Source organism: Sinorhizobium sp. (assembly GCF_059070375.1).
This window is the reverse complement of record NZ_JCACWC010000005.1, coordinates 12,938-39,480: the sequence shown is the minus strand read 5'-3', so window position 1 is coordinate 39,480 and position 26,543 is coordinate 12,938. Positions and strand designations below refer to the sequence as shown.

At 63.3% G+C, this 26,543-nt stretch carries 26 protein-coding genes; 17 read left to right on the top strand and 9 right to left on the bottom strand.

Annotated elements, in window-relative coordinates; translation table 11 throughout:
* Window positions 1-9: 9 nt before the first annotated feature.
* A complete protein-coding gene (locus tag AC5J09_RS28415) occupies window positions 10-663 on the bottom strand; it encodes a thiamine phosphate synthase (RefSeq protein WP_324762316.1) in 654 nt (217 codons plus the stop codon).
* Window positions 664-763: 100 nt separating this feature from the next.
* On the opposite strand from AC5J09_RS28415, the gene AC5J09_RS28410 reads away from it, so the two are divergent.
* A complete protein-coding gene (locus tag AC5J09_RS28410; RefSeq protein ID WP_494299162.1) occupies window positions 764-1,546 on the top strand; it encodes a sulfite exporter TauE/SafE family protein in 783 nt (260 codons plus the stop codon).
* A 78-nt stretch (window positions 1,547-1,624) separates the two neighbouring features.
* Window positions 1,625-1,885: an ArsR/SmtB family transcription factor gene (locus AC5J09_RS28405; protein ID WP_100672955.1), complete on the top strand. Its 261-nt coding sequence runs from the start codon at window positions 1,625-1,627 to the stop codon at window positions 1,883-1,885.
* Window positions 1,886-2,038: 153 nt separating this feature from the next.
* On the opposite strand, the gene AC5J09_RS28400 is transcribed toward AC5J09_RS28405, so the two are convergent.
* The gene (locus AC5J09_RS28400) at window positions 2,039-2,212 is read right to left on the bottom strand and encodes a YdcH family protein (protein ID WP_003536026.1); all 174 of its coding nucleotides are present in this window, start codon (window positions 2,210-2,212) and stop codon (window positions 2,039-2,041) included.
* A 211-nt stretch (window positions 2,213-2,423) separates the two neighbouring features.
* Between AC5J09_RS28400 and AC5J09_RS28395 the strand changes: the two genes are divergently transcribed.
* The 5 genes from AC5J09_RS28395 (at window position 2,424) to AC5J09_RS28375 (ending at window position 5,278) form a co-directional block, all read left to right on the top strand.
* The gene (locus tag AC5J09_RS28395) at window positions 2,424-2,627 is read left to right on the top strand and encodes a YdcH family protein (protein WP_003536028.1); all 204 of its coding nucleotides are present in this window, start codon (window positions 2,424-2,426) and stop codon (window positions 2,625-2,627) included.
* A gap of 1 nt (window position 2,628) precedes the next feature.
* Complete coding sequence (gene purE / locus AC5J09_RS28390; protein ID WP_018096802.1) at window positions 2,629-3,141, top strand: 5-(carboxyamino)imidazole ribonucleotide mutase; 513 nt, start codon at window positions 2,629-2,631, stop codon at window positions 3,139-3,141.
* A complete protein-coding gene (locus AC5J09_RS28385) occupies window positions 3,138-4,187 on the top strand; it encodes a 5-(carboxyamino)imidazole ribonucleotide synthase (RefSeq protein ID WP_324762317.1) in 1,050 nt (349 codons plus the stop codon). The genes purE and AC5J09_RS28385 overlap by 4 nt, the downstream gene beginning before the upstream one ends.
* Before the next feature lie 174 nt (window positions 4,188-4,361).
* Complete coding sequence (gene ykgO, locus AC5J09_RS28380) at window positions 4,362-4,487, top strand: type B 50S ribosomal protein L36 (protein ID WP_010970191.1); 126 nt, start codon at window positions 4,362-4,364, stop codon at window positions 4,485-4,487.
* 176 nt (window positions 4,488-4,663) lie between these two features.
* A complete protein-coding gene (locus tag AC5J09_RS28375) occupies window positions 4,664-5,278 on the top strand; it encodes a hypothetical protein (RefSeq protein ID WP_324762318.1) in 615 nt (204 codons plus the stop codon).
* Between the two features lie 262 nt (window positions 5,279-5,540).
* Here the strand turns inward: AC5J09_RS28375 and pyk are convergent, their stop codons facing one another.
* Together pyk and AC5J09_RS28365 are read right to left on the bottom strand one after the other, a co-directional pair.
* Window positions 5,541-6,980 carry a pyruvate kinase gene (gene pyk / locus AC5J09_RS28370; protein WP_494299161.1) on the bottom strand — a complete coding sequence of 480 codons (1,440 nt, stop codon included), beginning with the start codon at window positions 6,978-6,980 and terminating at the stop codon, window positions 5,541-5,543.
* Window positions 6,980-7,417 (bottom strand): DUF1036 domain-containing protein, encoded by a 438-nt coding sequence (locus AC5J09_RS28365; protein WP_100672951.1) that lies wholly within the window; start codon window positions 7,415-7,417, stop codon window positions 6,980-6,982. Before AC5J09_RS28365 ends, pyk begins: the two co-directional genes overlap by 1 nt.
* A 229-nt stretch (window positions 7,418-7,646) precedes the next feature.
* Between AC5J09_RS28365 and AC5J09_RS28360 the strand changes: the two genes are divergently transcribed.
* From AC5J09_RS28360 to AC5J09_RS28350, 3 genes are all read left to right on the top strand, one after another.
* Window positions 7,647-8,441 carry an N-formylglutamate amidohydrolase gene (locus AC5J09_RS28360; RefSeq protein WP_100672950.1) on the top strand — a complete coding sequence of 265 codons (795 nt, stop codon included), beginning with the start codon at window positions 7,647-7,649 and terminating at the stop codon, window positions 8,439-8,441.
* Window positions 8,442-8,460: 19 nt separating this feature from the next.
* Window positions 8,461-8,766: a DUF1244 domain-containing protein gene (locus tag AC5J09_RS28355; protein WP_100672949.1), complete on the top strand. Its 306-nt coding sequence runs from the start codon at window positions 8,461-8,463 to the stop codon at window positions 8,764-8,766.
* 107 nt (window positions 8,767-8,873) lie between these two features.
* Entirely contained in the window at window positions 8,874-9,146 is a 273-nt protein-coding gene (locus tag AC5J09_RS28350) for a DUF2312 domain-containing protein (RefSeq protein WP_018096796.1), read from the top strand.
* Window positions 9,147-9,213: 67 nt separating this feature from the next.
* On the opposite strand, the gene AC5J09_RS28345 is transcribed toward AC5J09_RS28350, so the two are convergent.
* Both AC5J09_RS28345 and AC5J09_RS28340 read right to left on the bottom strand, forming a co-directional pair.
* Window positions 9,214-11,037 (bottom strand): peptidoglycan L,D-endopeptidase MepK, encoded by a 1,824-nt coding sequence (locus tag AC5J09_RS28345; RefSeq protein ID WP_100672948.1) that lies wholly within the window; start codon window positions 11,035-11,037, stop codon window positions 9,214-9,216.
* Window positions 11,038-11,217: 180 nt separating this feature from the next.
* The gene (locus AC5J09_RS28340) at window positions 11,218-12,759 is read right to left on the bottom strand and encodes a sigma-54-dependent transcriptional regulator (protein WP_275597363.1); all 1,542 of its coding nucleotides are present in this window, start codon (window positions 12,757-12,759) and stop codon (window positions 11,218-11,220) included.
* A 198-nt stretch (window positions 12,760-12,957) separates the two neighbouring features.
* On the opposite strand from AC5J09_RS28340, the gene AC5J09_RS28335 reads away from it, so the two are divergent.
* Genes AC5J09_RS28335 through AC5J09_RS28325 form a run of 3 tightly spaced genes read left to right on the top strand, consistent with a single transcriptional unit; the run spans window position 12,958 to window position 16,675 of the window.
* Window positions 12,958-14,841: a M3 family oligoendopeptidase gene (locus tag AC5J09_RS28335; RefSeq protein ID WP_100672946.1), complete on the top strand. Its 1,884-nt coding sequence runs from the start codon at window positions 12,958-12,960 to the stop codon at window positions 14,839-14,841.
* Between the two features lie 53 nt (window positions 14,842-14,894).
* Entirely contained in the window at window positions 14,895-16,052 is a 1,158-nt protein-coding gene (locus AC5J09_RS28330) for an aminodeoxychorismate synthase component I (RefSeq protein ID WP_440852253.1), read from the top strand.
* Window positions 16,049-16,675 carry an aminotransferase class IV family protein gene (locus AC5J09_RS28325; protein ID WP_494299160.1) on the top strand — a complete coding sequence of 209 codons (627 nt, stop codon included), beginning with the start codon at window positions 16,049-16,051 and terminating at the stop codon, window positions 16,673-16,675. Before AC5J09_RS28330 ends, AC5J09_RS28325 begins: the two co-directional genes overlap by 4 nt.
* Here AC5J09_RS28325 and AC5J09_RS28320 read toward each other — a convergent pair.
* Window positions 16,640-17,590: a sensor domain-containing diguanylate cyclase gene (locus tag AC5J09_RS28320; RefSeq protein WP_018096790.1), complete on the bottom strand. Its 951-nt coding sequence runs from the start codon at window positions 17,588-17,590 to the stop codon at window positions 16,640-16,642. The two genes, AC5J09_RS28325 and AC5J09_RS28320, sit on opposite strands and share 36 nt — an antisense overlap.
* 389 nt (window positions 17,591-17,979) lie before the next feature.
* On the opposite strand from AC5J09_RS28320, the gene AC5J09_RS28315 reads away from it, so the two are divergent.
* The 4 genes from AC5J09_RS28315 (at window position 17,980) to hemH (ending at window position 23,348) form a co-directional block, all read left to right on the top strand.
* Window positions 17,980-19,431 carry a homospermidine synthase gene (locus tag AC5J09_RS28315; RefSeq protein ID WP_494299159.1) on the top strand — a complete coding sequence of 484 codons (1,452 nt, stop codon included), beginning with the start codon at window positions 17,980-17,982 and terminating at the stop codon, window positions 19,429-19,431.
* A gap of 289 nt (window positions 19,432-19,720) precedes the next feature.
* Complete coding sequence (gene omp10, locus AC5J09_RS28310) at window positions 19,721-20,089, top strand: outer membrane lipoprotein Omp10 (RefSeq protein WP_003531074.1); 369 nt, start codon at window positions 19,721-19,723, stop codon at window positions 20,087-20,089.
* 189 nt (window positions 20,090-20,278) lie between these two features.
* Window positions 20,279-22,189, top strand: coding sequence for a 5'-nucleotidase C-terminal domain-containing protein (locus AC5J09_RS28305; protein WP_494299158.1), 1,911 nt, complete (start codon window positions 20,279-20,281; stop codon window positions 22,187-22,189).
* 124 nt (window positions 22,190-22,313) lie between these two features.
* Window positions 22,314-23,348: a ferrochelatase gene (gene hemH, locus AC5J09_RS28300; protein ID WP_494299157.1), complete on the top strand. Its 1,035-nt coding sequence runs from the start codon at window positions 22,314-22,316 to the stop codon at window positions 23,346-23,348.
* A 34-nt stretch (window positions 23,349-23,382) separates the two neighbouring features.
* Here hemH and AC5J09_RS28295 read toward each other — a convergent pair whose 3' ends face one another.
* Window positions 23,383-24,399 (bottom strand): glycerol-3-phosphate dehydrogenase, encoded by a 1,017-nt coding sequence (locus AC5J09_RS28295; protein WP_494299155.1) that lies wholly within the window; start codon window positions 24,397-24,399, stop codon window positions 23,383-23,385.
* Between the two features lie 19 nt (window positions 24,400-24,418).
* Window positions 24,419-26,467, bottom strand: coding sequence for a bifunctional aldolase/short-chain dehydrogenase (locus AC5J09_RS28290; protein ID WP_494299154.1), 2,049 nt, complete (start codon window positions 26,465-26,467; stop codon window positions 24,419-24,421).
* Window positions 26,468-26,543: the final 76 nt, after the last annotated feature.

Below are 26,543 nucleotides of genomic sequence, written 5' to 3'. Positions count from 1 at the left end.
CGGCAGGTCTTAACCTTCAAACCGTGGCGCTTTTTCGTCAAGCAATGCGTTGACGGCCGCAACCACCGACGGCGCCTGACCGGCCTCGCCGAAGACGGCAAGGCGGAGCGCCACGAACTCGGCACCGGTTTCGGCGGCCGCAAGCGCGGATTGCGGATCCGTGCCGCCCATGACGATGCAGGGAATTTCGATCATCGACGCCCACCATTCGGCGAGTGCCAGGTTCTTCGGATGCGCCTCCGGCTTTATGTCGCCATCCGTGCGGCCAAAGAAAACGTAATCGGGCCGCAGCTCGCCGATCTCGAGCGCATGGTGACGGTCGGTGGCGTTGCCGCCGCCGACGATCAACTTCGGCGCGTGCCGCTCGATCGCATCGGCAAGCGCATCCGGACCGCCGGCGATGTGGAGACCGTCCGCCTTCGCCCGTCCGGCGACCCGCGTGTCGCCCTCGATCAAGGCCGCGGCGCCGGCCTTCTGGATCACCGGTACGAGCGCTTCCGCATGCTTCTGGAAATCCGCATCGCCGAGCGCGTACTGCGGCACGATCACCGATGCTACGTCGCCGCCCCTCAGCGCCTCGCCGACGAGTTTCGCGCGTTCCGCGCTATCTGCGATATCCGGAACGACCAGCACGAGGCGGCAGCGGTCTTCAATGTTGCTCATGGGTCAATCCTGGCGATCTCGCTTTCGGGCCGGAAGCCGGCACTCGATTTCATTGCGGAAAACCGATAGACGGAGATGACAAAAGGATCAACCGCCGCCAATGCTTCCCGACATCGACTTCTATCTCGTTGCCGTTCCGGCCGTCGTGCTCGTTGGCCTGTCCAAGGGGGGCATGGGCGAGGCCCTGTCGCTGATGGGCGTCCCGATCCTGTCCATGGTCGTTTCGCCCGTACAGGCCGCGGCGCTGCTCCTGCCGATCCTCATCGCCATGGACATCGTTTCCCTTTTGATCTGGCGCAAGCACGGGGATCGGCAAACCCTTATGATGCTCCTCCCGGGCGCCCTCGCCGGCATCGCGGTCGGCTGGGCCACGTCCGCCTATGTGCCCCGCGACGCGCTGAGGCTGATCATCGGGCTCATCACCGTCGTCTTCGTACTGCGCTATGTCTACACCCTGTGGCGCAGCCGCAATGGTCCGCCCATCCAGCCGAAACCGCAGCGCGCCGGTCCAGCAGCACTCTGGGGCTCCTTCGCCGGCTACGGCAGCTTCGTCGCCCATGCCGGCGGTCCGCCCTTCCAGATATACGCACTGCCGCTGAAACTCGCGCCGCGCGAATATACCGGCACCATCGTGCGCTTCTTCGCGACCCTCAATGCGGTGAAGCTCATCCCCTATTTCGCCCTTGGCCAACTCGATCTCAGCAATCTCAAGACCTCGGCAACCCTCTTCCCGCTGGCCATGGTCGCGACCGCCTGCGGCGCCTGGACCGTCCGGCGGATGAAGCCGCAGGTCTTTTATCCCTTCATGTACACGATGGCCTTCCTCGCCGGCTCGAAGCTCGTATGGGATGGGCTCCGGAGCATCGTATCGGGAGGAGTGTAGCGGGCGCTGCTGTGCGAAGCACATTCCGCACCGCACAATTTTCTTGCCGCTCCGGGGGAATTCGCCTAACGTCCGCGCATGACGATCGCGGACCCATTCGATGCCATTGCGGATCCGAACCGGCGCCATCTGCTGGAGGAACTCAGGCGCGCGCCAAGAACCGTCAACGAGCTCGCCGAAGGTCTGCCGATCAGCCGGCCCGCCGTCTCCCAGCATCTGAAAGCCCTGCTGGACTGCAGTCTGGTATCAGTTTCGACCAGCGGCACACGGCGGATATACGCGATCAACAAGCCGGGCTTCGACCGGCTCAACCTGTGGCTGGACCAATTCTGGTCCTGATGCATTCCGTTCGGCCGCGCAAAGCCGACCGGACCTTGGTCCGGTCAAGCAATGCAATCTATCTTTTCGGGATTGTTTTGACCCTATCGTTGCATCGCCTCTGCAGTTCCGCGTGGCGATGCGTCCCGATGCAATCGGGAGTACCGTTCACGCTCAGTGCGTCGAGGAACGGAGTCTTTCGATTTCGTCCTTGATGCGCAGCTTCCGTCGCTTGAGTTCGCTGATCAGTTCGTCCTCGCAGGACGGAGAGTTCAGAGCCTCGTGTAGCTCCTCTTCAAGGACGCCATGTTTTTTCTCAAGCGTTGCAAGATGAGCCTCAATGGTCATTGGCAGTCCCTTCCCTTTAGCTTGCATCCGGCACGCAAATGCCGGATGTTCCATGGTTGAAACCTTTTTAATGTGCCATGCCATTTTTCATTTGTCGAAGGCGAAATGATGACGCCGGGTAACTTCCCGTCGCCAACCAAGATGTGGTAGAGCGACGCAGGAATTTCCGGATCGCGGATCGGCGAAGCCGGGCTTATGGGGATCGCTTTGCATGCCGGACCAGGACCAGGCCGAACTCAGACTGACTATCGCGCGCCTGAGGCAGGAACACGAAGACTACGACGCGGCAATCAACGCGATGATCCAGACGGGTTGCGACGCCTTGCGCGTCCAGCGCATGAAAAAGAAGAAGCTGGCCATCAAGGACAAGATCACCAAGATCGAAGACCAGATCATTCCCGACATCATCGCCTGAAATGGATCGAGACGTGACCGACACTACGCCCCCGCCCGTCGCCATCATCATGGGAAGCCAGTCGGACTGGGAGACGATGAAGAACGCGGCCGACACGCTCGAGGCGCTCGACATCGCTTACGAAGCCCGGATCGTTTCCGCCCATCGCACGCCCGACCGCCTGGTCCGCTTCGCCAAGGGCGCTCGCGACGAGGGGTTCCAGGTGATCATCGCCGGCGCCGGCGGTGCGGCGCATCTTCCCGGCATGTGCGCGGCCATGACGCCGCTTCCGGTCTTCGGCGTCCCGGTCCAGTCGAGAGCGCTTTCCGGCCAGGATAGCCTGCTGTCGATCGTGCAGATGCCGGCCGGCATTCCGGTCGGCACGCTTGCGATCGGCAAGGCGGGCGCCATCAATGCGGCACTTCTGGCCGCCGCCGTGCTCGCGCTCGGTGACGAGGATCTTGCCGACCGTCTCGACGACTGGCGCGAACAGCAGACCGTATCGGTCGCGGAATATCCGGTAGACGAGGCATGAAGACCATCGGCATCATCGGTGGCGGCCAGCTTGGCCGCATGCTGGCCATGGCCGCTGCCCGCCTGAACTTCCGCACCGTGGTGCTCGAGCCGCAGCCGGACTGTCCGGCGGCGCAGGTGGCGAACGACCAGATCATTGCCGCCTATGATGATCCGCGCGCGTTGGACGAGCTTGCGCGGGTGGCGGATCTCATCACTTACGAATTCGAGAACGTCCCGGTCTCGGCTGCCGAGCAACTCGCCCGTTCGCGGCCGGTCTTCCCGCCGCCGAAGGCGCTGGAAGTGGCGCAGGACCGTCTCGTCGAGAAACGCTTCATTAACGGCTGCGGCATCGCCACCGCCGGATTCCATCCCGTCGACAGCCAGGCCGATCTGGAGGCCGCCCTTGCGGACTTCGGCGGGGCCGGCGTGCTCAAGACCCGCCGGCTCGGCTACGACGGCAAGGGCCAGCGCGTCTTCCGTTCTGCTGCCGACGATCCGGCCGGCGCCTATGTGGCGCTCGGACAGGTCCCGCTGATCCTCGAAAGCTTCGTGCCGTTCGACCGGGAGATCTCGGTCATCGCCGCACGCGCGCCCGACGGCACCACCGCCTGTTTCGATCCTGCCGAAAATGTGCATCGCAACGGCATTCTCCACACATCGACCGTGCCCGCATCCGTCGGCGGGTCGACCACGGAGGCCGCCCGCAAGGCGGCAACCGCCATTCTCGACGCGCTCGGCTATGTCGGCGTCATCGGTGTCGAGTTCTTCGTTCTGGCCGACGGCGGCGTCGTCGCGAACGAGATCGCGCCGCGCGTACACAATTCCGGCCACTGGACGGAGGCCGCTTGCGTCGTTTCGCAGTTCGAGCAGCATATCCGCGCGATTGCAGGCCTGCCCCTCGGCGACCCGTCGCGCCATTCGGATTGCGTGATGCAGAACCTCGTCGGCGACGACATCGCCCGTGTTCCGGACCTGCTTGCCGAACGCAATGTGCTCCTTCATCTCTACGGCAAGGCCGAGGCGCGGTCCGGCCGCAAGATGGGGCACTTCACCCGCCTGCTCTGACCGGGACGTCATGGAAGGCGGGGACAGGCGCCAAAATCCCCGTCATGCGGTTGACACAATTGGGGCGACACGGTATGTGCCTGCCTACTTGAACAGCGCGCTGAACGGCGCGCTTTTGATTGTTGGAATTACCGGGCGAATTTTCGTTCCCCGAAACCCTGCGGATCAGGAAAAATGAAGATCAAGAATTCGCTCAAGTCCCTGAAGACCCGTCACCGCGAAAACCGTCTGGTTCGTCGCAAGGGCCGCGTCTACATCATCAACAAGCTGAACCCGCGCTTCAAGGCACGCCAGGGCTGATGCTTGCTGCAGGCCGTGCCTGCAGCGCCGCGCGTCTTCGCGGATGCGCAAAGGTCGTAGCACTTGGCTTGCTGCACGTTTCCTGAATCGGCGGCGATTCAAGAAAGATCCGGAACACGGCGGCTTGCTCGCCGATTTCCCAAAATTGATTTGATCTTGTTTCATGGCGGGCTACGATGTCCGCCATGCGTGTTTTTATGAAGCTGATACTGGCATCTCTTGCCATGACCGCCGCCGCGATAATGGCCGCCGCGCCGCTTAGCGCGGCAGAACCCTCGCCTCAGGCCGAGCTCGCTGCGCTCACCACTCCGAAAGAGCGTGTCGATGCCCTCTTCGCCGATCTCAAGAAGGAAGGCGATGAGGACAAGGCCCGGCAGGTGGCCGATCGCATCCGTCTCGAATGGCAGGATTCCGGTAGCGCGACCGTGAATCTCCTGATGCAATGGGCCAACAAGGCGATTGCCGATGAGAAGCAGTCGGCGGCGCTCGATCTTCTGGACCAGGCGCTTGCCCTCGCCCCCGACTATGTCGAAGGCTGGAACCGCCGCGCCACGCTGCACTACCAGATGGGCAACTTCCGCAAGTCGATGTCCGACATAAATCATGTCCTTGCCCTGGAGCCTCGCCATTTCGGCGCGCTCGCCGGCATGGCCACCATGCTCGAGGCCGCCGGGAAGGATGAACTTGCCATGCGCGCATGGCAGCAATTCCTCGACATCTACCCCTCCGACCGGAAGGCGCAGGAGCAACTCGGCGAACTCGCGGAAAAGCTTGCCGGCAGCCGCACGTGACCGGCACCTGAGGACGCGAGAATGCCCCTCGTCCGGCAGGCAGGCGCAAGGCGTCGCCACCGGCCGTCCGGAAGTGCGTTGGATTAAATGGTTAGAGCATTTCAGTGTTTCTATGAAACGTTGAAATGCTCTAAGACGCGCTGTGAACGTGGAGAGCGGACGAAGCCGGCGCCGAGAGCCCCTTCGCCCCGCTTGCGGGGAGAAGGTGCCGGCAGGCGGATGAGGGGCTGCGTCGAAATGCGCTCGATCGAGCAGGCGCCGCTCAGATGCCCGATTGGCCGTCTGAGCCGATATAGGCGATGCGCAGCATGTTGGTGGCGCCGGGGGTACCGAGCGGCACGCCCGCGGTAACGATGATTCGGTCTCCCGGCTTGCCGAAGCCTTCCGTCGAGACGATTCGACAGGCGCGGTTGACCATATCGTCGAGATCGGTCGCATCCCCTGTGACGACGCAGTGCAGCCCCCACACCACGGAAAGCCGGCGAGCCGTCTGGACGATCGGCGAAAGTGCGATGACAGGCACCTGGGGGCGCTCGCGCGCAGCGCGCAGCCCGGTGGTGCCAGAGGAGGTGTAGGTCACGATCGCGGCAAGCTTGAGCGTCTCGGCGATCTGGTGAGCGGCAAGCGAGATGGCGTCCGCGCCCGTTGCTTCCGGCGGCGTGCGCTGAGCGTAGATGATCCCCGGATAATGCGGATCGCGCTCGACGTTGCTGGCGATCGACGCCATGGTCGAAACCGCCTCGACAGGGTACTCGCCGGAGGCGGATTCGGCCGAAAGCATCACTGCATCGGCACCCTCGAACACGGCGGTCGCCACGTCCGACACTTCTGCGCGCGTCGGCACAGGCGAGGAGATCATCGATTCGAGCATCTGCGTGGCGACGACGACCGGCTTGCCCGCGCGCCGGCAGGCACGCGTCAGTTGTTTCTGAAGTCCGGGTACGGATTCGAGCGGCATTTCGACGCCGAGGTCTCCGCGTGCCACCATAAGCGCGTCCGAAAGCTCGATGATCTCGTCGATCCGCTCGATCGCCTGCGGCTTCTCGATCTTCGACATCAGTCCAACGCGGCCGCGGGCGATCTTGCGAACCTCGGCAAGATCCTCAGGGCGCTGGATGAAGGAAAGCGCCACCCAATCGACCTCTCCTGTCGCCAGCACGGCGTCGAGGTCGATGCGGTCCTTGTCGGTCAGCGCGCCGACGCCAAGCAGCGTATCGGGCAGGCTGACGCCCTTGCGATCCGAGATCCGCGTGCCGGAAACGACCGTGGTGACGATGCTCTTGCCATCGGTGTTTTCGGCGCGCAGGTGTAGCTTGCCATCGTCGATGAGCAAGCGATGGCCGGGCTTCACCGCTTCGAGGATCTCCGGATGCGGAAGATAAACGCGGCGGCTGTCGCCGGGCACATCGCGGTTGTCGAGCGTGAAGGTCTGGCCGATCTTGAGTTCGACCTTGCCTTCGGCGAACTTTCCGACGCGCAGCTTCGGCCCCTGCAGATCGGCGAGGATGCCGATCGGACGGCCGCAGCGCGCCTCGACCAAACGGATCCGTTCTATCAGCGTGCGCATGACCTCATGGCTTGCATGGCTCATGTTGATTCGGAACAGATCGGCCCCCGCCTCGTGCAGCTTCTGAATCATCTGCTCGTCGGCCGATGCCGGCCCGAGTGTCGCGAGGATTTTGACTTTCCTGTTCCGTCTCATCAATTCTGGCTTTCCTGCGTGCCGGGCGTGTCGGAAAGCTGAACCATCCAGCTTCCCTGCCGCCCCGTGTCGTATTCCTTGAATCCCATGCGCTGGAAGCCGCGGGCGAAGCAGTCCTGCACGCCGACGATCTTGAACTCGTTTTCGGCCACGCACATGTTGACGTCGCCGGTCCAACGGCCGCCCTTGGCCGCATCTTCCGCATAGAGATAATAATATCGGGACTGAAGTTCGCCTTCGATCAGCGTGGCGCAGGTGGTCGCTGGAACCTGCCACCAGCCTTCGGTCACCCAGCCTTCCTTGGCCCGATAACCGATCGCCACGCCGACCAGAGTCTGCGTCCCGTTGCAGACTCGAAAATCAGCGCGGGCATCGCCGGCAGAGAGAAATGAAGCGGAAATTGCTAAGAAAAACAGGAGGATGGATCCAAACGTCATCGACCCCGGCTTCACTCTGGAAAAAGGATATCTAGACACGGCTTCCTACGGAACTCCGTTTTGATTTGCGTGGCACTTTCTTGCGACGCCCAGCCCTGAAAGTCAACGCAACTCTAATCGATTATAATCGTCATTCCTGTGACGGAACGGCATAAGAGCTTCGCGTTTTTCTTGCGAATGGCAGCTTTGCGTGCAATCAGGTGGGTACCTTTAGCCTGGCAGGAGCCGAATGCACCATTACTCTCCTTACGAGATCACCGGGGGCGATCCGGCAAAGGGTCTCGTGCTGGTTGCCGACCATGCAATGAACCGGCTGCCGCCGGAATATGGCCGGCTCGGCCTGCCCGAAAGCGCCTTCGAGCGTCACATCGCCTACGATATCGGCATCGAACCGCTGACGCGGCAATTGTCGGACGCACTCGGCGCACCGGCCGTGCTCGGCTGTTTCTCGCGCCTCCTGATTGATCCGAATCGCGGCGAAGACGACCCCACCCTGATCATGAAGATTTCCGATGGCGCGATCGTTCCGGGCAACCACCCGATCTCGGACGAGGAGTGGCAGAACCGCATAAGGCGCTTTCACCGCCCCTACCACGAGGCCGTATCCGAAACCATCGCCCGGTCCGCCGCGGCCGGCGCAAGAGCGCCTCTCGTCATTTCCCTGCATTCCTTCACGCCCTTCTGGAAGGGCGTGGCACGCCCCTGGCATGCCTCGGTTCTCTGGGACAACGACCCGCGCGCCGTGTTTCCGCTGATCGAACGGCTGGAGGCCGCCGGCGACATCGTCGTCGGCAACAACGAGCCCTATGACGGCGCGCTGCGTGGCGATACCATGTACCGGCACTGCATGGCTCCCGGGATCGCGCATGCGCTGATAGAGGTCCGCCAGGACCTGATCGCCGATGCCGCGGGCGTCGCCGCCTGGGCGGAACGTCTGGCGCCCATCCTTGCGGCGCTCAACGCCCTGCCGGAGCTTCATGCCTACCAGCGCCACCCGTCCCGCACGGGCGCTTACAGCGACTGAAGAAGAGGAGGCCACCCCGATGAGCGAAATCAACCCGGAACAGCGCACCGCTTTCGAGGCCGCGGCCTTCCGCCGGCTGCTCGAGCATCTGCGCGAACGCAGCGACGTCCAGAACATCGACTTGATGAACCTCGCCGGCTTCTGCCGCAATTGCCTGTCGAATTGGTATCGCGAGGCGGCGGAGGCCTCCGGCGTGCCGATGAGCAAGGAGGAGTCCCGGGAGATCGTCTACGGCATGCCCTATGAGGAATGGCGGGCGCAGAACCAGGCTGAGGCCTCGTCCGAGCAGAAAGCCGCGTTCGAACGCAATCGCCCGAAGGAGTAAGACCTGCGCGGGAAATGCCTGTGTTGTTGCGCAATCGCCCTTGACCTCGGCGGCCGTTCACGGCAGTTCACAGCACCCGGAAAATTCATCCCCACAAGGAGACGACCATGTCGGATGCTCACGGCATTGCCCGCGACCAGCTTCGCGCTTTCATCGAACGGATCGAACGGCTGGAAGAAGAGAAGAAGACCATCGCCGACGACATCAAGGATGTCTATGGCGAGGCAAAATCGATGGGCTTCGATGCCAAGATCCTGCGCAAGGTGATTTCGATCCGCAAGCAGGACGCCGACGAGCGCATGGAACAGGAAGCGATCCTCGACACCTACCTCCAGGCGCTGGGCATGATCCCTGCCGCCGAATCCGAGGACGCGGCCTGAACTCAGCAAAAAGCCCGCCGGCGGACTGACCTGGCGGGCTTTTTATATTTGAGCGGCAATCGAAGGCTCAGTTTGTGCTGAACTTCTTCACTTCCATGAAGTTGACCGCGCTGCCGCTGAAGCGCGCCGTATCGACCGCTCCGCTATTGCTGGTGAAGCCGGCCGCATAAACGGTCGTCGGCGCGACGCGGAGCGACTTGCTGACGAAGCGCGGGGCCTTGACCGGCTTCGACAGGGTAGCCACACGGCCCGCCGAGAGTGCCCACTCGGAAATGATCTTCTGCGTCAGTTTCGGTTCCGTGCGCACGGAAGACCGGCTCTTCGCCTGGGCATCCTGCCTCTTGGGACGGGCGCCCTTCGAGGGAGCATCGGCCTCGGTGTCGAAGACGCTGTCGAAGATCGCCTCACGTGAAGCGGAACCCGACTGCGGCGCATAGGCGGCGACCTCGATCGCCGGAGAAAATGCAGGCGCCCGATCCTCGCTGGTCGGCGCTGCGAGGGCAACGCGCGTACCGGCGGCACTCGGCGGCTGCGCCGCAGAAGCGAGCGCAGGCCCATCCGCAGAAGCGGGAATGGTGACCTCCGCGTGAGCCACGGCCGCGAGCGCCTCTTCGCCGGCCGGACGCATTCCCGGCACCGGCACGAAGCCGAACTCCTGAGCCTGGCCGTCGGCGGAGGCGACGAGCGTCTCGTTGGCGATCAAGGCGTTCATGTCGCGACGGTCGAGCATTTGCGGAACCGGAACCTTGAGAGTGCTCAGATCCGCGAATTCCGAAGGCACGGCCGCTGTCTGCGGCATGGCAGCTGCCAGCGCCTCCTGGGCACTGTTCTTTTCCGGCGCGACGAGCGCAACCGCTACGCCGCCATCAGCCGGAGTTTCCTTGAATGCCGGTCGCACGGCCGGCACCGGTGCGTTGATATCCTGCTGCCCGGCAGGCGCCGCAGTGGAACCTGCAACACCGGGAAGAGCATCCTGGGCCGCCGGCGCCGATGCGGTCTGAACCTTGGCCGGAGCTTCCTCTTCGGCGCCGCCGGCAGCGATTGCCGCGGGTTCTTCATCCTCGTCGCCGCCTCCGCCGAAGAGCGCGGCGAAGAGGTTGCGGCGCTTGCCGGTATCGCCCGGCCCCTTGGCGCCGCCGCCTGCGACCTGGATCGCCGATGCGCCGACGCGGCGCTTGTAATCGGCCACAGCCTGCTCATAGCCCGGCAGCGGCCTTCCGTCGGAGGGAATATGCATGGTCTTGCCGTCCGGGAAGAGCCGCGCGAGCTCGTTGCGCGTCATGCGCGGCCATGCGCGTACCCCGCCGACGTCCATATGGACGAAGGGCGAACCGGAAGTCGGGTAATAGCCGACGCCGCCGACCTGGAACTTCATGCCGATCTCGCGCAGCGCCTTGAGCTTCACGTCCGGTATATAGAAGTCCATCGCCTTGCCGAGCATGTGCTGGCTCTTCTTCGCCACGCCCTTCGACCGCGACCTCAGCATGCCGTTCGTGGCCGGCGAGCGATAGGCGGAAACGACGTGGATATAGTCGCGCGAACCGCTCTTCTGGTAGACTTCCCAGACGAGATCGAGCAGGCGCGGATCCATTTTGGTCGGCTCGTTCCGCCGCCAGTCGCGCAGGAAACGATTGATCTGCTGCAAACCCTTCTGATCGTAGCGACCGTTGCGCTTGAAGGTGATCTGCGCCTTTTCCTTGGTGTGGATGAAATAGAGCTTGAGGGTGCGTGTCTGGCCGGCGGCCTCGACCGGAGGCGCCATCCCGGGTGTGACGAGGGAGCAAACCAGCGCGATGGACGCCAGGACCTGGGGCGCCTTTCGAGCGACCGCCGAGCAGAGTCTGCGCGCAAAGGAACCGACTGGTTCCTCCAAACCGAACAAATTTGGCATTCAATCCCCGTCCGACGGACAACCGTGCTTTGCTGTCTCAGATGACTGTCAAATAAGGTGACAGCATGGCAATTATGCCACAGTGTTCACCGCCCCTTATAATATAGTGAACAGTTTGCTAACAAGGTCTAAACGGCGGTGGACGATTTGCACGGCAAATGAGGTGTGAATGCGTCGATTTTATGCCGCCTCACGCAGGGGATTGTCGGGATCGATGCCGTAATCCTTGAGTTTGCGATAGAGAGTCGAGCGGCCGATTCCCAGTTTGCGCGCCACCTGGCTCATCTGGCCGCGGTAGAATTTCAGGGCAAAGCGAATCAGTTCCTCCTCGACCTCGGCGAGCTTCCTGACCTCGCCGCCCTCGCTGAGGCTGGCGATGGCGTTCTCCAGGCGGGCGTCCGGAGTCGTCTCGGCATGCGCCGGTTGTTCCCGCGCGCCAGCATCCGCCTGGGCAGCGGCGAGCTGAGCGGCAGCGGGACGACGTTCCGGGCCGGCTTCGCCCCAGGAGAGACCGCTGCGGTCGGCAACGATGTATCCCGGTATCTGGGTGGCGACCTGCGGAAAGTCCCTGACCGTGAGTTCGTGACCTTCGGCGAGGACGACCGCGCGGAAGATCGCGTTTTCAAGCTGGCGGATATTGCCCGGCCAGTCGTAGGACGTCAGCAGCGCCATCGCGCCGCTCGATACCGTCAGCCTCTGATCCAGCCTCTGCTCGGCGGCGAAGCGCTCGACGAAGGCGCGTACGAGAACGGGGATATCCTCCTTGCGCCGGCGTAGCGCCGGAATGGTGATCGGGAAGACGTTCAGCCGATAGTAGAGATCTTCGCGGAACCGGCCCTCGCGAACCTCGGTGATGAGGTCCTTGTTGGTGGCCGAGATGAGGCGGACGTTCACCTTCTGCGGCTGACGCGCCCCGATCGTCTCGATCTCGCCCTGCTGGACGGCGCGCAACAGTTTGACTTGGACCTCTAGCGGAAGATCGCCGATCTCGTCGAGAAAGAGGGTGCCGCCATCGGCATCGACGAACTTGCCGCTGTGCTTTTCGCTTGCGCCCGTAAACGCTCCCTTCTCATGACCGAAGAGAATGCTCTCGACGAGGTTGTGGGGAATGGCGCCGCAATTGACGGTGACGAAAGGCTTCGCCGCCCGGTCGCTCGCCGCCTGGATGGCGCGGGCCACCATTTCCTTGCCGACGCCCGACTCGCCCTCGAGCACGATCGGAATGTTCGACTGGGCAGCGCGGCGCGCGAGATCGATGACGCGGATCATCGCCGGGCTTGCCGAGACGATATCGTCGAAACCGACTGCCCCGCCGCGCGGACGCCGTGCGGTTTTGACCTTGCCGTCGCGGCTCGCCATCTTCAGCGCGTTGCCCAAGGCGATCGACAGCCGCTCCGGCGAAACCGGCTTTACGAGAAAATCGAAGGCGCCGGCCTGCATCGCCTGGACCACCGTTTCGATGCCGCCCTGCCCTGTCTGAACGATGACCGGGATGTCGATGCCACGCTCGGCGAGCGCCTCGAGAAGGCCGTGCCCGTTCATTTCCGGCATCAGAAGATCGAGCAGGATGACGTTGATGATCCCCCCCTTGCGTTGCAGGAGTTCGAGCCCGCTGCGCCCATTATCGGCGAGATGCGCGACATGGCCCAGCCGCTCGATCATGTTCGTCAACAGCCGCCGCTGCACCGGATCGTCGTCGATGACAAGAATATGAGATGTCACGAAAGCCTCCTGCTTGGGACACGCGGGGTACCTTTGGCCAGCATCATGTGCCAATCATACCGGCCATTCGTCCCACAAACGGCTGAACATCCTGTTTTGAGAAATGCTTGCATTTTATCCATCGCGGGCGGTAGCAATGGGCGCCATGCCGTTGCCTCGCTTCAGGGTTAAGGCCTGTTCAAAACGAGAGAACCGACGATGAATTTTGCCTCGCCACGACTCGCCGCCTCCGGGCAATCCCTCATGCGCGCCTCGCTGGTGAATTCCGGGGCCGGACAGGCTTCAGCAGCGCCGGACGAGCTCGGCGAGCTGCCGTCCTGGCGGCTCACGGACCTCTACCTCTCGCCCTCTTCCGAGGAATTCCGCTCGGACCTCGCGAAGGCGGAAACCGACGCGATCGCCTTCGAGGCGAAGTGGAAGGGCAAGCTCAAGGAGGCTGCCGGCCGAACCGGTGATCAGGGCATCGGCGCGGCCGTGAAGGAATTCGAGGCGCTGGACGACCTCATGGGCCGCATCGCCTCCTTTGCGGGGCTTACCTATTTCTCCGATACGTCCAATCCGGCGAACGGAAAGCTCTACGGCGACGTCCAGTCGAAGCTTACCGACATATCGGCGCATCTCCTGTTCTTCTCGCTGGAACTCAACCGCATCGACGACAAGGTGATCGACGCCGCCCTCGCGACCGACAGCCTTGCCGCCCACTATCGGCCCTGGATCCTCGACCTGCGCAAGGACAAGCCCTTCCAGCTCGACGACAGGCTGGAGCAGCTTTTCCTCGAAAAGTCCATGACCGGCGCGAACGCCTTCAACCGGCTCTTCGACGAGACGATCGCATCGCTGACCTTTTCGGTGGACGGCAAGGAGCAGCCGCTGGAAGTGACGCTCAACCTTCTGCAGGATCCTTCAGTCGAAGTGCGCAAGAAGGCCGCGCTTGCGCTCGCGGAAACCTTCAAAGCGAATATCCGCACCTTCACCCTCGTCACCAACACGCTTGCGAAGGACAAGGAAATCTCCGACCGCTGGCGCGGTTTCGAGGATATCGCCGACAGCCGCCATCTCGCCAACCGGGTGGAGCGTGAGGTCGTGGACGCTCTGGCCGCATCGGTGAAGGCCGCCTACCCCCGGCTCTCGCACCGCTATTATGCGATGAAGGCCAAGTGGCTCGGCATGGAGCAGATGGATTTCTGGGACCGGAACGCCCCTCTGCCGGAAACGCCGAACGCGCTTATTCCCTGGAACGAAGCAAGGGATACGGTCCTTTCCGCCTATCACGCCTTCGCCCCGGAAATGGCGGCGATCGCGCGGCGCTTCTTCGACGATAGCTGGATCGACGCGCCGGTCCGACCGGGCAAGGCGCCGGGCGCTTTCGCGCATCCGACCGTCCCTTCCGTGCACCCCTATGTTCTGGTCAACTACATGGGCAAGCCGCGCGACGTGATGACGCTCGCTCACGAGCTCGGGCATGGCGTCCATCAGGTCCTTGCCGGCGCCCAGGGCGCGCTGATGGCCTCGACGCCGCTGACGCTTGCGGAAACCGCATCCGTGTTCGGCGAGATGCTGACCTTCCGCGCGCTCCTCGACCGGACCAAGGACAAGCGCGAACGCAAGGCGATGCTTGCGCAGAAGGTCGAGGACATGATCAACACGGTCGTCCGGCAGATCGCCTTCTATGATTTCGAGCGCAAGGTGCATACGGCCCGCAAGGAAGGCGAACTGACGGCCGAGGACCTGGGCCGGATATGGCTGTCGGTGCAGAGCGAAAGCCTCGGCCCGGCGATCCGGCTTTCTGAGAGCTACGAGACCTACTGGGCCTATATCCCCCACTTCATCCATTCGCCCTTCTACGTCTATGCCTATGCCTTCGGCGATTGCCTGGTGAACTCCCTCTATGCCGTCTATCAGAACGCCGAGCGCGGCTTCCAGGAGAAATATTTCGAGATGCTGAAGGCGGGCGGAACGAAGCATCATTCCGAACTTCTCGCGCCCTTCGGGCTCGACGCCACCGATCCGTCGTTCTGGGCACAGGGCCTGTCGATGATTGAAGGGCTCATCGACGAACTGGAGGCGCTTGATAAGGCGTGACCCGGTCGGGCCTTATCGGCCCCGTCGGACCGAATTGACAGCGACCGACCTCGATGATCGAACACGCGCCCTATGTCCTCTTCCGGGACGACAGCGAGAACCGCACGACGGTTTTCGCCGAACCTTTGCGCGTCATCACGGCGCGGACGAGGGCTGAGTTCCACCGCGGCCTTGGCGAAATCGAGGCGGCCCATCGTGCCGGCAAATGGATCGCTGGCTTCATGGCCTACGAAGCGGGCCATCTTTTCGAGAAGAAACTGGCCCCCTTCGCGCCGGAGAACCGGGAAACGCCGCTGATGTCCTTCGGCGTCTTCGACGCGCCGGCAAAGGACCATCCGCTTGCGGTGCCGCAGCGGCGCATCGAAAACGAGCCCTTCCTCGCGGAGCCCCGCGCAGGCTGGGATTTTCCTGCTTATCGCCAGCGTTTCGAAAAGCTGCACCGGCACCTGCGCCAGGGCGATTGCTACCAGGCCAACCTGACCATGCCGATCCATGCGCGCTGGTCCGGCGATCCGCTTGCCGCATTCTGGTCGCTGATCGAGCGTCAGCCGGTGAAATACGGCGCGCTCGTCGCCCTCGACGGCCCGGTCCTGATCTCGCGCTCGCCGGAACTTTTCTTCCGGGTCGACGCCGACGGCTGGATCGAGACGCATCCGATGAAGGGCACGGCGCGGCGCGGCGCGAGCCCTGATGAGGACGACGCGATCATCGCGGCGATGCGCGCCGACGAGAAGACGCAAGCCGAGAACCGCATGATCGTCGACCTTCTGCGCAACGACATCTCCCGCGTGACCGAAGTCGGCACGCTCGACGTGCCGAAGCTCTTCGACATCGAGACCTATCCGACGGTCCACCAGATGGTGAGCCACGTCAGGGCGAAGCTTCTGCCTGATATCGGCATCGCCGACATTTTCGCCGCGCTCTTTCCCTGCGGCTCCGTGACCGGCGCCCCGAAGATGCGGGCGATGGAAATTCTCCACGATCTGGAGTCCGGGCCGCGTGACGCCTATTGCGGCGCGATCGGCTACATCGCCCCGAACCGCACCATGCGCTTCAATGTCGCGATCCGCACCATATCGCTCTTTGCCGGGGGCCGGGCTGTCTTCAATGTCGGCGGCGGCATCGTCTTCGATTCCAAGGCCGAGGCAGAGTACGAGGAATGCCTGTTGAAGGCCCGCTTCGCCGTCGGCGATGCCGAGATCGCCCGATGACCGGTTTTTCCCTGATCGAGACGCTGCGCTACGAACCGGAGAATGGCTTTACGAGGCTGCGGCTGCATCTGGCGCGACTGACGCGCTCCGCCAGGCGCCTCGGCTTTTCAGGTGCGGCCGCAGCCGAGGCGACGCTGGGGCGAGCCGTTTCGGGCGCGCGAGCGCCGCTGCGCGTGCGCCTCACGCTCGACCGCGACGGCAGCATCGACGTGACGACGGCGCCCTTCGTGCCGCTTGGCGACGGCGCGGCGTGGCGAGTGCGGATCGCCTCGACGCGGCTTGATTCCAGCGACCGCCTCGTCCGGATGAAGACCACGCGCCGGAGCCGCTACGAGGCGGCACGCAGCGAGTTTTCCACGGCCGAGGCCGACGAGGTCATCCTGCTCAATGAAAAGGGGGAAGTCTGTGAGGGGACGATAACGTCGGTCTTTCTCGATGACGGCAGCGGGTACTTGAAGACGCCGCCGATCGCCTGCGGCCTTCTCGCCGGCGTTCTGCGCACGGAGCTCATCTGCCAGCGGCGGGCACGGGTCGAGCGGTTGGCTCCCGCCGACCTCGCAAGCGGCCGTCTTTACATCGGCAATTCCCTAAGGGGACTGATCCGGGCTGAACTCACGGTCTGATCCGGGTAGCGTATGACGCTTGACGCGATCGCGCCCTTCACGCTTGGCGATGTAAAGGGCATCGTCCGCGCGTGAATAAATGTCCCTGACGCTGTCGCCCTCCCGATACTCCGCAAGTCCGACCGAACAGGTGTAGAAGAACTCCGGTATGTTCGAAAGCGGTCTGGCGTTGCGGACCCTGTCCAGCAGCCGATCGAGGATGAGGTTCGCTTCGCTGACGGTGGTGTCCGGCAGGATCAGCATGAACTCTTCGCCGCCGATCCGCCCGAAGCAATCGGAGCGCCGGACGAATTCCTGCATCTGCCGGGCGAAGTCGAGCAACACCTCATCACCCCGATGATGGCCATAGCGATCGTTGATCGCCTTGAAATAGTCGATGTCTATGATTGCCACGCATCCCCACATGTGCGGGTTCTCGGCGCAGTTCCGGATGAACTCGTTGAGCCTTTCCATCGTGTAGCGCCGGTTGGGCACGCTGGTGAGTTCGTCCACCTGTGAGGCCCTGAGCGCGAAATCCCGGTCCTGGCGAAGCTTGCGCTCCCCCGCCCGCACCTCCGTAATGTCGACGGCGATGCACAGCATCCAGCCTTTCTGGTCCACGGTCTCCGTCATCCAAAGCCAGCGGCCGTCGTGAAGGTCGGTCTCGACCGTGCGGAAAGGTACCTTCCCGCGCCGGTGGACCGTGGCGGCGATCCAGCCTTCGAGGTCGTCAGTCTTGAGAACGGTGCCTCTGCCCGCGGCATGATTGCGGCGCATGATCTCCGCCCAGGTCGGTGCTTCGCCCTCGCCGACGTGGTAGGCCGATCGAAAGGCTTCATTGGCGTAGCGCAGCCGATCCTGCGGATCATAGAGCGCGATGAGCACCGGCGTTGCGGCTTGCAAGCCCATCAGGGCCTTGAGGTGATCACCAGTCACGTTGGTCTGCTCCAGGAACTTCGGTCGCGATGCGAGGCAATGGGCTCTGTTGAAGCTATAGCACGATGCGCTTGCGGCAAGCTGCCCGCATCGCGATGATTCCGGAATCGACCCGAAATCGTGCCGGTGCGGCCGCGGCATCGCTGCCCCTGGAAGATAGCCGGTTAAGCAAAGTCGCAGGTGCCGCCTTGACGGGACCGCTCTTTATTGTGACAGGAAACTGTGCTCTACAGCGCCGCGCATCTATCCAGACGCACGAAAGTCCGCTGCACTCTATAGTTTGCCTGAGTGGTTCTGCCCGACATGCAGTCCTCACCAGGAATTCGAGGCTCGCTTCTTGCGCCCATCCAAGCATCGCACAGGGATGTTTTCTCAGGAGAAAGACAAAAATGGCAGACACCACCTATCCGGTTTATGGCGAGATCGCCGGCCCGATCGTGATGATCGGCTTCGGGTCGATCGGCCACGGCACCTTGCCGCTGATCGAGCGCCACTTCAAATACGACAAGAACCGGTTGATCGTGGTGGAGCCCCGTGAGGATGCCAAGGACGCGGAAATATTCGCGCGCCATGGCGTGCGGCACGTGCGGGCGGCCGTTACCAAGGACAACTACAAGGAACTGCTGAAGCCGCTCCTGACGGAAGGCGGTGGCCAGGGCTTCTGCGTCAATCTCTCTGTCGACACCTCGTCGCTCGACCTCACGAAGCTTTGCCGCAAGCTCGACGTCCTCTATGTCGACACGGTCGTCGAACCGTGGCTCGGCTTCTACTTCGATGCCGAAATGGACAATTCCGAGCGCACGAATTACGCCCTGCGCGAAACCGTACGCCGGGAGAAGGAAAAGAACCCGGGCGGCACCACGGCGGTTTCGACCTGCGGCGCCAATCCCGGCATGGTCTCCTGGTTCGTCAAGAAGGCCCTTCTCAATCTCGCCGACGATCTCGGCCTGAAATACGAAGAGCCGCATCAGGACGACCGGGAAGGCTGGGCGAAGCTGATGAAGAAAGCGGGCGTCAAGGGCATTCACATCGCCGAGCGCGACACCCAGCGCGCCAAGCACCCGAAACCGCTCAACGTGTTCTGGAACACCTGGTCGGTAGAAGGCTTCATTTCGGAAGGCCTGCAGCCGGCCGAGCTCGGCTGGGGCACCCACGAGAACTGGATGCCGAAAAACGCCAAGAAGCACAAGAAGGGCTGCAAGGCGGCGATCTACCTGGAGCAGCCGGGTGCAAACACCCGCGTGCGCAGCTGGTGCCCGACGCCCGGCCCGCAATACGGCTTCCTGGTCACGCACAACGAAGCGATCTCGATCGCCGACTTCTTCACCGTCCGCGACAAGGACGGCGACGTTTCCTACCGCCCGACCTGCCATTACGCCTATCACCCGGCCAATGACGCCGTTCTTTCGCTGCACGAGATGTTCGGCAATGGCGGCACGGCGCAGCCGGAGCTGCACGTCCTCGACGAGCACGAGCTCGTAGACGGCGTCGACGAGCTCGGCGTGCTGCTCTACGGCCATGCCAGGAACGCCTACTGGTACGGCTCCCGCCTTTCGCTGGAAGAGACACGCCGCATCGCGCCCTATCAGAACGCCACCGGCCTGCAGGTCACGAGCGCCGTTCTTGCCGGCATGGTCTGGGCTTTGGAGAACCCGAAGGCCGGCATCGTCGAAGCCGACGAGATGGACTACAAGCGCTGCCTGGAAGTGCAGATGCCTTATCTCGGCCCTGTCGAAGGACATTACACCGAATGGACGCCGCTCGACGGCCGCCCGGGCCTTTTCCCGGAAGACATCGACACGAAGGACCCCTGGCAGTTCAGGAACATTCTCGTCCGCTGAGGATCACGCGACGAAGCACGCCCTGTCGGCCCGGAGCAGTCCTGTTCCGGGCCTTTTCTTTTCGAACGCCGCGCGCATGCCCGCTCTTGCTTTCAACCCATGATCGCGGCATGTTTCGCGCACGCGTGTCTCAAAAGACGCACAACGGTCGTTGCGGTGCTGTGAGACGCCGCACAATTGTGCGTCGATCGGTTTCGATTCACGGAATTATGCGGTAGAGCGGGACAGGAAAGTATGAAGCGGTTTTGCGTTCGCATCCCGCTCAACTCGTGACGCGGGAGAAACGCCGATGAAGCCATTCGCCATCCTCACCCTCCTGGCAACTGCCGCCGCGCTGGCATCCTGTCAGTCTCAGCCTCGGGAACTGCGGCCAATGTCGTCGGCGCCGCAGGCGACGGGTGTCGAGGGTTCCTGGGTCGATCCGAACGGCATCGTCTCCACTTTCGCAGGCGGCACCTTCTCGACGCGCACGACCGACACCAACCAGCTTCTCGCCTCCGGCAACTATGTGAACGTCAGCCCGACGCTGGTGGAAATCAACATGACCTCGCTGGTGCGCAACACCCAGTCCAAGGTCAACTGTGCGCTGGCAACGCCGGCGCAGCTGAACTGCACGACGGACTCCGGCGCACAGTTCTCGCTGGCGCGCCGCGGCTGACACGGCGCCAGATGATGAACGAGGGCCCTGGACGGGCCCTTTTTCTTGCCGGGACGGCTTAACCTTGTCTGAAATCCGGCGGCATCGGCATGCGTTTGCGGCTTGAAGTCGATCCCGACTGGTGAAAACATCCGCTGCAGCGCGGCGGGTCTTACCTGCGACTCGGCCGGCAGCACACAGGAGCACACCATGATCAGACACATGCGGACCGGCCTCGTTGCCGCTTCCCTTCTCGCGCTCTCTTCGGGCGCAGCTTTTGCCGATTATGAACTGAACATCCTGCACATCAACGACCTTCATTCGCGCATCGAATCGATCAACAAATTCGATTCGACCTGTTCGGCCGAGGAAGAGGGCAAGAACGAGTGCTTCGGAGGCGTCGCCCGCCTCAAGACGCTGATAGACCAGAAGCGCCAGGAACTGACGGGCAAGAACGTGCTCCTGCTCAACGCCGGCGACAATTTCCAGGGCTCGCTCTTCTTCACCACCTACAAGGGCACCGCGGAAGCGGAGTTCCTCAACCTGATGAAGTTCGACGCGATGACCGTCGGCAACCACGAATTCGACGAAGCCGAAGATGGCCTTGCGAGCTTCCTCGACAAGGTCACCTTCCCCGTCGTCACCGCCAATGTCCTGCCGAGTCACAAATCGAAGATCGGCGATCGGATCAAGCCGTCGATCGTTCTGGATGTCGGCGGCGAAAAGATCGGCATCGTCGGCGCGGTCGCAAATGACACGCCTGAGCTCTCCTCGGTCGGGCCGGATATTCTGATCGGCGAGGACGTGGCGACGATCACCAGCGCGATCGAAGAGATCAAGAAGCAGGGCGTCGACAAGATCATCGCGCTCACCCATGTCGGCTATCCGCGCGACCTCGCGGCGATCGCCAAGATCCCGGACGTCGACGTGGTGGTCGGCGGCCATTCCCACAGTCTGCTGTCCAACACCGACGAGAAGGCCGAGGGGCCATATCCCACCATGGTCGACAACCCCGGCGGCTACCAGGTGCCGGTGGTACAGGCCGGCTCCTACAGCAAATATCTCGGCGACCTCGTGGTGACGTTCGACGACAACGGCGTCGTCAAGGCCGCCAAGGGCGACCCGATCCTCGTCGATTCCTCCGTGAAGCCGGACGAGGCCGTGGCCGCACGGATCAAGGAACTCGCAAAGCCCATCGAAGAGTTGCGATCGAAAGTGATTGCCAAAACCGAGGCGCCGATCGACGGATCGCGCGAGACCTGCCGCGCCAAGGAGTGCGAGATGGGCAGTCTCGTGGCCGACGCGATGCTTGATCGCGTCAAGGGCCAGGGCGTGACGGTCGCCATCACCAACGGCGGAGGCTTGCGCGCTTCGATCGACGGCGGCGACGTGACGATGGGCGAAGTCATCACCGTCCTGCCCTTCCAGAACACGCTTTCCACCTTCCAGCTGAAGGGCTCCGACATCCGCGCAGCCCTTGAAAACGGCCTCAGCCAGGTCGAAGAAGGCGGCGGGCGCTTCCCCCAGGTCGCGGGCCTCAAATATTCCTTCGATCGTTCGAAGCCCGCCGGCAGCCGCCTCGTCAGCGTCGAGGTCAAGGAGGGTGACGCCTTCGCGGCACTCGATCCGGAAAAGACCTATTCGCTGGTCAGCAACAACTTCATGCGCGGCGGCGGCGACGGTTACGCCGTCTTCAAGGACAAGGGCGAGAATGCCTATGACTACGGTCCGGGCCTCGAAACCGTGCTCGCCGACTACCTCGCCGCCCACCAGCCCTTCAAGCCCTACACCGACGGCCGCATCACGGAAGTGGCTGCCGCAGCCCCGGAGGCCGCGCCTAGCGCTGCGCCGGAGTCGGAGGCCGCCACACCGGAGCCGGAGGCCGCCGCAAAGCCGGCGGAAAGCGAAGCGGCCACCACTGCCCCCGAGGCTTCGCCCCCGGCGGCAGCCGCTGCCGAAGGCCCACGCAAGCACGTCATAGCGCGCGGCGATACGCTGTGGGACCTCGCGGAATCCTTTTACGGCAGCGGCACCGAATGGAGAAAAATATCGGCCGCCAACGGGGATCCGGCGCCGCGGGCGCTTGAAATCGGCCGCGAGCTGGACATCCCGGCCGAGTAAGACGATTTGCCTCGACATTTGGGACCGGCGCGGGCTTTCCCGCGCCGGTTTTTCTTCTTAGAAGGCTTTGAAACTGCCGGCGCGACCACCACCTTGCAAAGGTGCGCGCCTCACGAGGACCGAAATGACCGCCATGGATGCCGAGCCGAACACCAATCACCCCGCCGTCAGCTACGGAAAGGTCGGCGTGCTCCTCGTCAATCTGGGCACGCCGGACGGCACCGACGTCGCTTCGATGCGCCGCTATCTGCGGGAGTTTCTGAGCGACCGTCGCGTGATCGAATGGTCGCGTCTCTTCTGGTACCCGATCCTCTACGGCATCGTGCTCAACACACGTCCGCGCAAGGTCGGCAAGGCCTACGAGCTCATCTGGAACAAGGAACTGAACGAAAGCTGGCTCAGAACCTATACGCGCAATCAGGCGGCACTGATGGCGGATGCCTTCGGCGGCCAGCCGCAGGTCGTCGTCGACTGGGCGATGCGCTATGGCCAGCCCTCGATCGCGTCGCGCATAGAGGCGCTGCAGAAAGCCGGATGCGAGCGGATTCTCGTCTTCCCGCTCTATCCGCAATATGCCGCCGCCACCACCGCCACCGTCAACGACAAGGCCTTCGAGGCCTTGCTCAAGATGCGCTGGCAGCCGGCGCTCAGAACGGTGCCGCCCTATCACGACGACCCGGTCTACATCGACGCCCTGGCCACCTCGATCACCAAGCATCTCGCGACGCTCGACTGGGAGCCGGAGCTGGTGCTCGCCTCGTTCCACGGGATCCCGAAAAGCTATTTCGAAAAGGGAGATCCCTATTATTGCCAGTGTCAGAAGACCGCACGCCTTCTGCGCGAAAAACTTGGCTGGCCGAAAGAAAAGCTGCAGGTGACCTTCCAGTCGCGATTCGGCCCCGAGGAGTGGCTGCAACCCTATACGGACGCCACCGTGGAACGGCTGGCCAAGGAGGGTGTGAAGAAGATCGCCGTCATCAATCCGGGCTTTGTTTCCGACTGTCTGGAGACGCTCGAAGAGATCGCCGGGCAGGCGGCCGAGAGCTTCCACCACAATGGCGGCGAAAAATTCGCCCATATCCCCTGCCTGAACGACAGCCCCGAGGGCATGGCGGTGCTCAACCACGTCGTGCGCCGCGAGCTGGAAGGTTGGTTGTAGAACAGCGCCATTCCCGACCGGGAATCGCCGCGACCTAAATCCTCCCGAAGTCGAAGGCGAATACGCCGTCCTCGACTATGGCGTTCGTAATGGCGGTTGCGAGAGGCAGAAGGGTGGCGGCATCGTCGATTTGCCGCAGCAACGAGCCGACCATCCGTGCGGTGTCGATGCCTTCGACCGTTTCGCCGCCGAGCTCGCCCGACATCACGTCCGCAACGGTTCGGCCAAGCCCGAGGCCGTGACCGAGCCGGCTGTTGCGTCCGCCGCCCACCGTCACGTGCAGATCGCCGATGCCGGCGCGGTCGAAAGCGGAAGCACGGTTGCCGCCGATCCGTTCGCAGAGCAAAGCCATTTCCTGAGCCGCCTGATTGAAGGCCGCCGCAGTCGGGTTTTTTGACTGGCCGTCGGCGCGCAGCCCGTCCGGATAGCGGGTCTGCATGGCGCTGACACCGATTGCGAAGAAATTCTTGAGCGCCGCGCAGGCCTCGACGCCGGTCACATCCTCGCCCACCGCGAGCCGGTAATAAGGTGTCCGCATCAAGCCCGCGGCGAAGTCCGCGGCCGCCCTGTCACGGCTGGCATAGATGCTGGACGTCGGATAGCGGTTGGCAAGCTCGCGCGCGATACATGGCCCGCCGATGCCGATGAAGCTCTCCATATTGGCGATCCGCGGCGGCAGCGTCTCGGCATAGGTGACGATCCGTTCACCCTCGCGGTCGAGACCCTTCGTCACGAAGGCCACCGGCTTTTTCGAGCGCAGCAGGCCGCTCAGCCGGTCGGCCGCCCAGGCGACACCCGGGCTGCTGACGCCGACGACGATGAGATCCGCCGTCTCGGCATGTTCCGGCCGGAGTTCCTCGTCCGCGAGGATCGTCACCGTTTCGGCAAGCGTCGCGTCGAGCTTCGGGTGGATCTCACCCGCCTTCATCCTGCTGACAGGCAGCGTGTCGAGCGGCGTGCCGGCCAGCAGTACCCTGTGGCCGTTGTCGCTGGCAGGCACGGCCAAGGCAGTACCCATGACGCCTGCCCCTAAAACGAGGATCGTTGCCATATACGCCCCCCGCCGCTGTTCAGCGCATCATCGCGGCGACATTGCCGCCGTCGACGGTGACGACCGCGCCGGTGGAGGTCCGTGCCTTGGCCAGATGCACGAAGGCCGCCGCCACGTCGGCGCCTGTCACCTCGCGCCGAAGCATATTGCCTCGCATATAGTCCTCCGGCGTCACGCCCCGCGCCTTCGAGCGTTCCTCCACCATCTTGTCGGTCATGAGGCCGGTACGGATACGGTCTGCATTGACGGCGTTCGAGGTGATACCGGAGCCGCCGTGCTCGATCGCATATTGGCGCATCAGCGCCATCAGCGCCGCCTTTGAAGTCCCGTAGGGGCCGAAATCGGCGCCGGGATTCACCGCTTGCTTGGAGACGTTGAACACCAGCGCGCCGCCCGTTTTCTGCTGCTCCATGACGCGCACTACCGCACGCGCGACATAGTGATGGCTCCAGAAATTGAGGTCGAAGGCTCTGCGGAAGGTCGCCTCGTCGACGCCAAGCAGCTTGCCCTGGAAGGCGGCTCCGGCATTCGAGATCAGAATGTCGACACCGCCATAATGCGCCACGGCCTTGGCGACGGCTGCGTCTACCGCCTCCGGATTGGTCACGTCGCACAGCACCGGCAGCGCGCCGAGCTTTTTCGCAGCCGCCTTCAGCGCGTCCTCGGAAATGTCGAAGAGCGCGAGTTCGGCACCCTCCGCCTTCAGTGCCTCTGCCACCGCGAGGCCCAGCCCGCTTGCTGCGCCGGTAACGATCGCCACCTGTCGGGTTAAAGGCTTTTCCTGCACCTTTGCCAGCTTCACCTGCTCAAGCGACCAGTATTCGATGTCGAAGAGATCGGCCTCAGAGAGCGCCTCGAACGCCTCGATGCCCTCCGCTTTGGTGATGACGTCGATGGTTGCTTCCGCCACGTCCGCACCGACGATCGCATTCTTTCGCGCCGCGCCGGCGGCGAAGAGGCCGATGCCGGCGACATAAAACACCCGAGGCTTCGGGTCGAGCATGCGCTTGCCACCTCCGACACGGGCATTGTTGCGCTCGAAATAGTCCCTGTAGTCGGCCTCGAAGGCGGCAACCGCCGCCCGCGCCTGCTCTGCCCATTCGCCGAGCCTGTCCTTTTGCGGCGCCGGCAGTGCCACTCCGAAGCGTTTGATGTGGATCACGTGCTCCGGTGTCGCATTGCCGCGGCGCGTCAGGCTATCGACGTTTTCGGCGTTGCAGAATTCGAGAATCTTCTCGCCTGCACGGTGCTCCAGAACGAACCGCTTCGGCGCACCTTCGAGGCCCGTCTCGATCGCCAAAGCCCCGCGCAGGATCGGCGCAATCTCCGCGGCGGAGGCCAGGTTGTCGGGGAGGACGATGCCCGCGAACGGCTTCGCCCTGCCCTGGGAGAGACGCCGCTCGGCCTTGTCTATTTTGGCGATCATGTCCTCATAGGCCTCTCGCGGCTCGTCCGACCAGGTGAAGATGCCGTGCTTCAGCAGGATCATGCCGCCGCCCTTCGGGTTTGCCTTGAAGGCGGCATCGCAGGCCTTGGCCAGATCGAAGCCCGGCATCACATAGGGAACGATGATCGACTCGGGAAAGAGTTCCCGGATCAACTCTTCGCCATGCGGCTGATTGGTGAGCGAAACGATCGCATTCGCATGGGTGTGATCGATGTGCTTGAAGGGAAGGATCGCATGCAGGATGGCTTCGACCGACGGGTTGGGCGAAGCTGGATCGATAAGCAGGCGGCGTTGGAGCATCACCATGTCGTCGTCGGAGAGCGTCTCGAAGCCGATCATCGCCTGCAGCGGCTGCAAGCGCACGGCCGGCAGTCCCTGCGGCTCGATCGTACCCATGTCCCATCCGCTGCCCTTGACGCAGAGTACCTCCACCTCGGTGCCGTCCATCTCTTTGAACGTGGTCTTGACCGATGTGTTTCCGCCGCCGTGCAATACCAATTCCGGATCGGAGCCCAGCAGCCGGGTCGTATAGGTGCGGACCGCAAGATCGCGATTGACGCCTTTGGCGGCATAGCCCTCTACGGTCGAAGTGAATTCGGAGTCCAACCAGCGCGACTTCATGACAGTTCCTTTCCTGGCCGGCACCGCGTTCGAGCGGCCGGCTCCCAGTCGATCAATCGTGTAATGTCCGGTCCGC

What these genes read in the sequence shown, in the direction of transcription:
- AC5J09_RS28415 (WP_324762316.1), bottom strand. Translation starts at nt 663, where the DNA reads ATGAGCAACATTGAAGACCGCTGCCGCCTCGTGCTGGTCGTTCCGGAT.
- AC5J09_RS28410 (WP_494299162.1), top strand. Translation starts at nt 764, where the DNA reads ATGCTTCCCGACATCGACTTCTATCTCGTTGCCGTTCCGGCCGTCGTG.
- AC5J09_RS28405 (WP_100672955.1), top strand. Translation starts at nt 1,625, where the DNA reads ATGACGATCGCGGACCCATTCGATGCCATTGCGGATCCGAACCGGCGC.
- AC5J09_RS28400 (WP_003536026.1), bottom strand. Translation starts at nt 2,212, where the DNA reads ATGACCATTGAGGCTCATCTTGCAACGCTTGAGAAAAAACATGGCGTC.
- AC5J09_RS28395 (WP_003536028.1), top strand. Translation starts at nt 2,424, where the DNA reads ATGCCGGACCAGGACCAGGCCGAACTCAGACTGACTATCGCGCGCCTG.
- purE (WP_018096802.1), top strand. Translation starts at nt 2,629, where the DNA reads ATGGATCGAGACGTGACCGACACTACGCCCCCGCCCGTCGCCATCATC.
- AC5J09_RS28385 (WP_324762317.1), top strand. Translation starts at nt 3,138, where the DNA reads ATGAAGACCATCGGCATCATCGGTGGCGGCCAGCTTGGCCGCATGCTG.
- ykgO (WP_010970191.1), top strand. Translation starts at nt 4,362, where the DNA reads ATGAAGATCAAGAATTCGCTCAAGTCCCTGAAGACCCGTCACCGCGAA.
- AC5J09_RS28375 (WP_324762318.1), top strand. Translation starts at nt 4,664, where the DNA reads ATGTCCGCCATGCGTGTTTTTATGAAGCTGATACTGGCATCTCTTGCC.
- pyk (WP_494299161.1), bottom strand. Translation starts at nt 6,980, where the DNA reads ATGAGACGGAACAGGAAAGTCAAAATCCTCGCGACACTCGGGCCGGCA.
- AC5J09_RS28365 (WP_100672951.1), bottom strand. Translation starts at nt 7,417, where the DNA reads ATGACGTTTGGATCCATCCTCCTGTTTTTCTTAGCAATTTCCGCTTCA.
- AC5J09_RS28360 (WP_100672950.1), top strand. Translation starts at nt 7,647, where the DNA reads ATGCACCATTACTCTCCTTACGAGATCACCGGGGGCGATCCGGCAAAG.
- AC5J09_RS28355 (WP_100672949.1), top strand. Translation starts at nt 8,461, where the DNA reads ATGAGCGAAATCAACCCGGAACAGCGCACCGCTTTCGAGGCCGCGGCC.
- AC5J09_RS28350 (WP_018096796.1), top strand. Translation starts at nt 8,874, where the DNA reads ATGTCGGATGCTCACGGCATTGCCCGCGACCAGCTTCGCGCTTTCATC.
- AC5J09_RS28345 (WP_100672948.1), bottom strand. Translation starts at nt 11,037, where the DNA reads ATGCCAAATTTGTTCGGTTTGGAGGAACCAGTCGGTTCCTTTGCGCGC.
- AC5J09_RS28335 (WP_100672946.1), top strand. Translation starts at nt 12,958, where the DNA reads ATGAATTTTGCCTCGCCACGACTCGCCGCCTCCGGGCAATCCCTCATG.
- AC5J09_RS28330 (WP_440852253.1), top strand. Translation starts at nt 14,895, where the DNA reads ATGATCGAACACGCGCCCTATGTCCTCTTCCGGGACGACAGCGAGAAC.
- AC5J09_RS28325 (WP_494299160.1), top strand. Translation starts at nt 16,049, where the DNA reads ATGACCGGTTTTTCCCTGATCGAGACGCTGCGCTACGAACCGGAGAAT.
- AC5J09_RS28315 (WP_494299159.1), top strand. Translation starts at nt 17,980, where the DNA reads ATGGCAGACACCACCTATCCGGTTTATGGCGAGATCGCCGGCCCGATC.
- omp10 (WP_003531074.1), top strand. Translation starts at nt 19,721, where the DNA reads ATGAAGCCATTCGCCATCCTCACCCTCCTGGCAACTGCCGCCGCGCTG.
- AC5J09_RS28305 (WP_494299158.1), top strand. Translation starts at nt 20,279, where the DNA reads ATGATCAGACACATGCGGACCGGCCTCGTTGCCGCTTCCCTTCTCGCG.
- hemH (WP_494299157.1), top strand. Translation starts at nt 22,314, where the DNA reads ATGACCGCCATGGATGCCGAGCCGAACACCAATCACCCCGCCGTCAGC.
- AC5J09_RS28295 (WP_494299155.1), bottom strand. Translation starts at nt 24,399, where the DNA reads ATGGCAACGATCCTCGTTTTAGGGGCAGGCGTCATGGGTACTGCCTTG.
- AC5J09_RS28290 (WP_494299154.1), bottom strand. Translation starts at nt 26,467, where the DNA reads ATGAAGTCGCGCTGGTTGGACTCCGAATTCACTTCGACCGTAGAGGGC.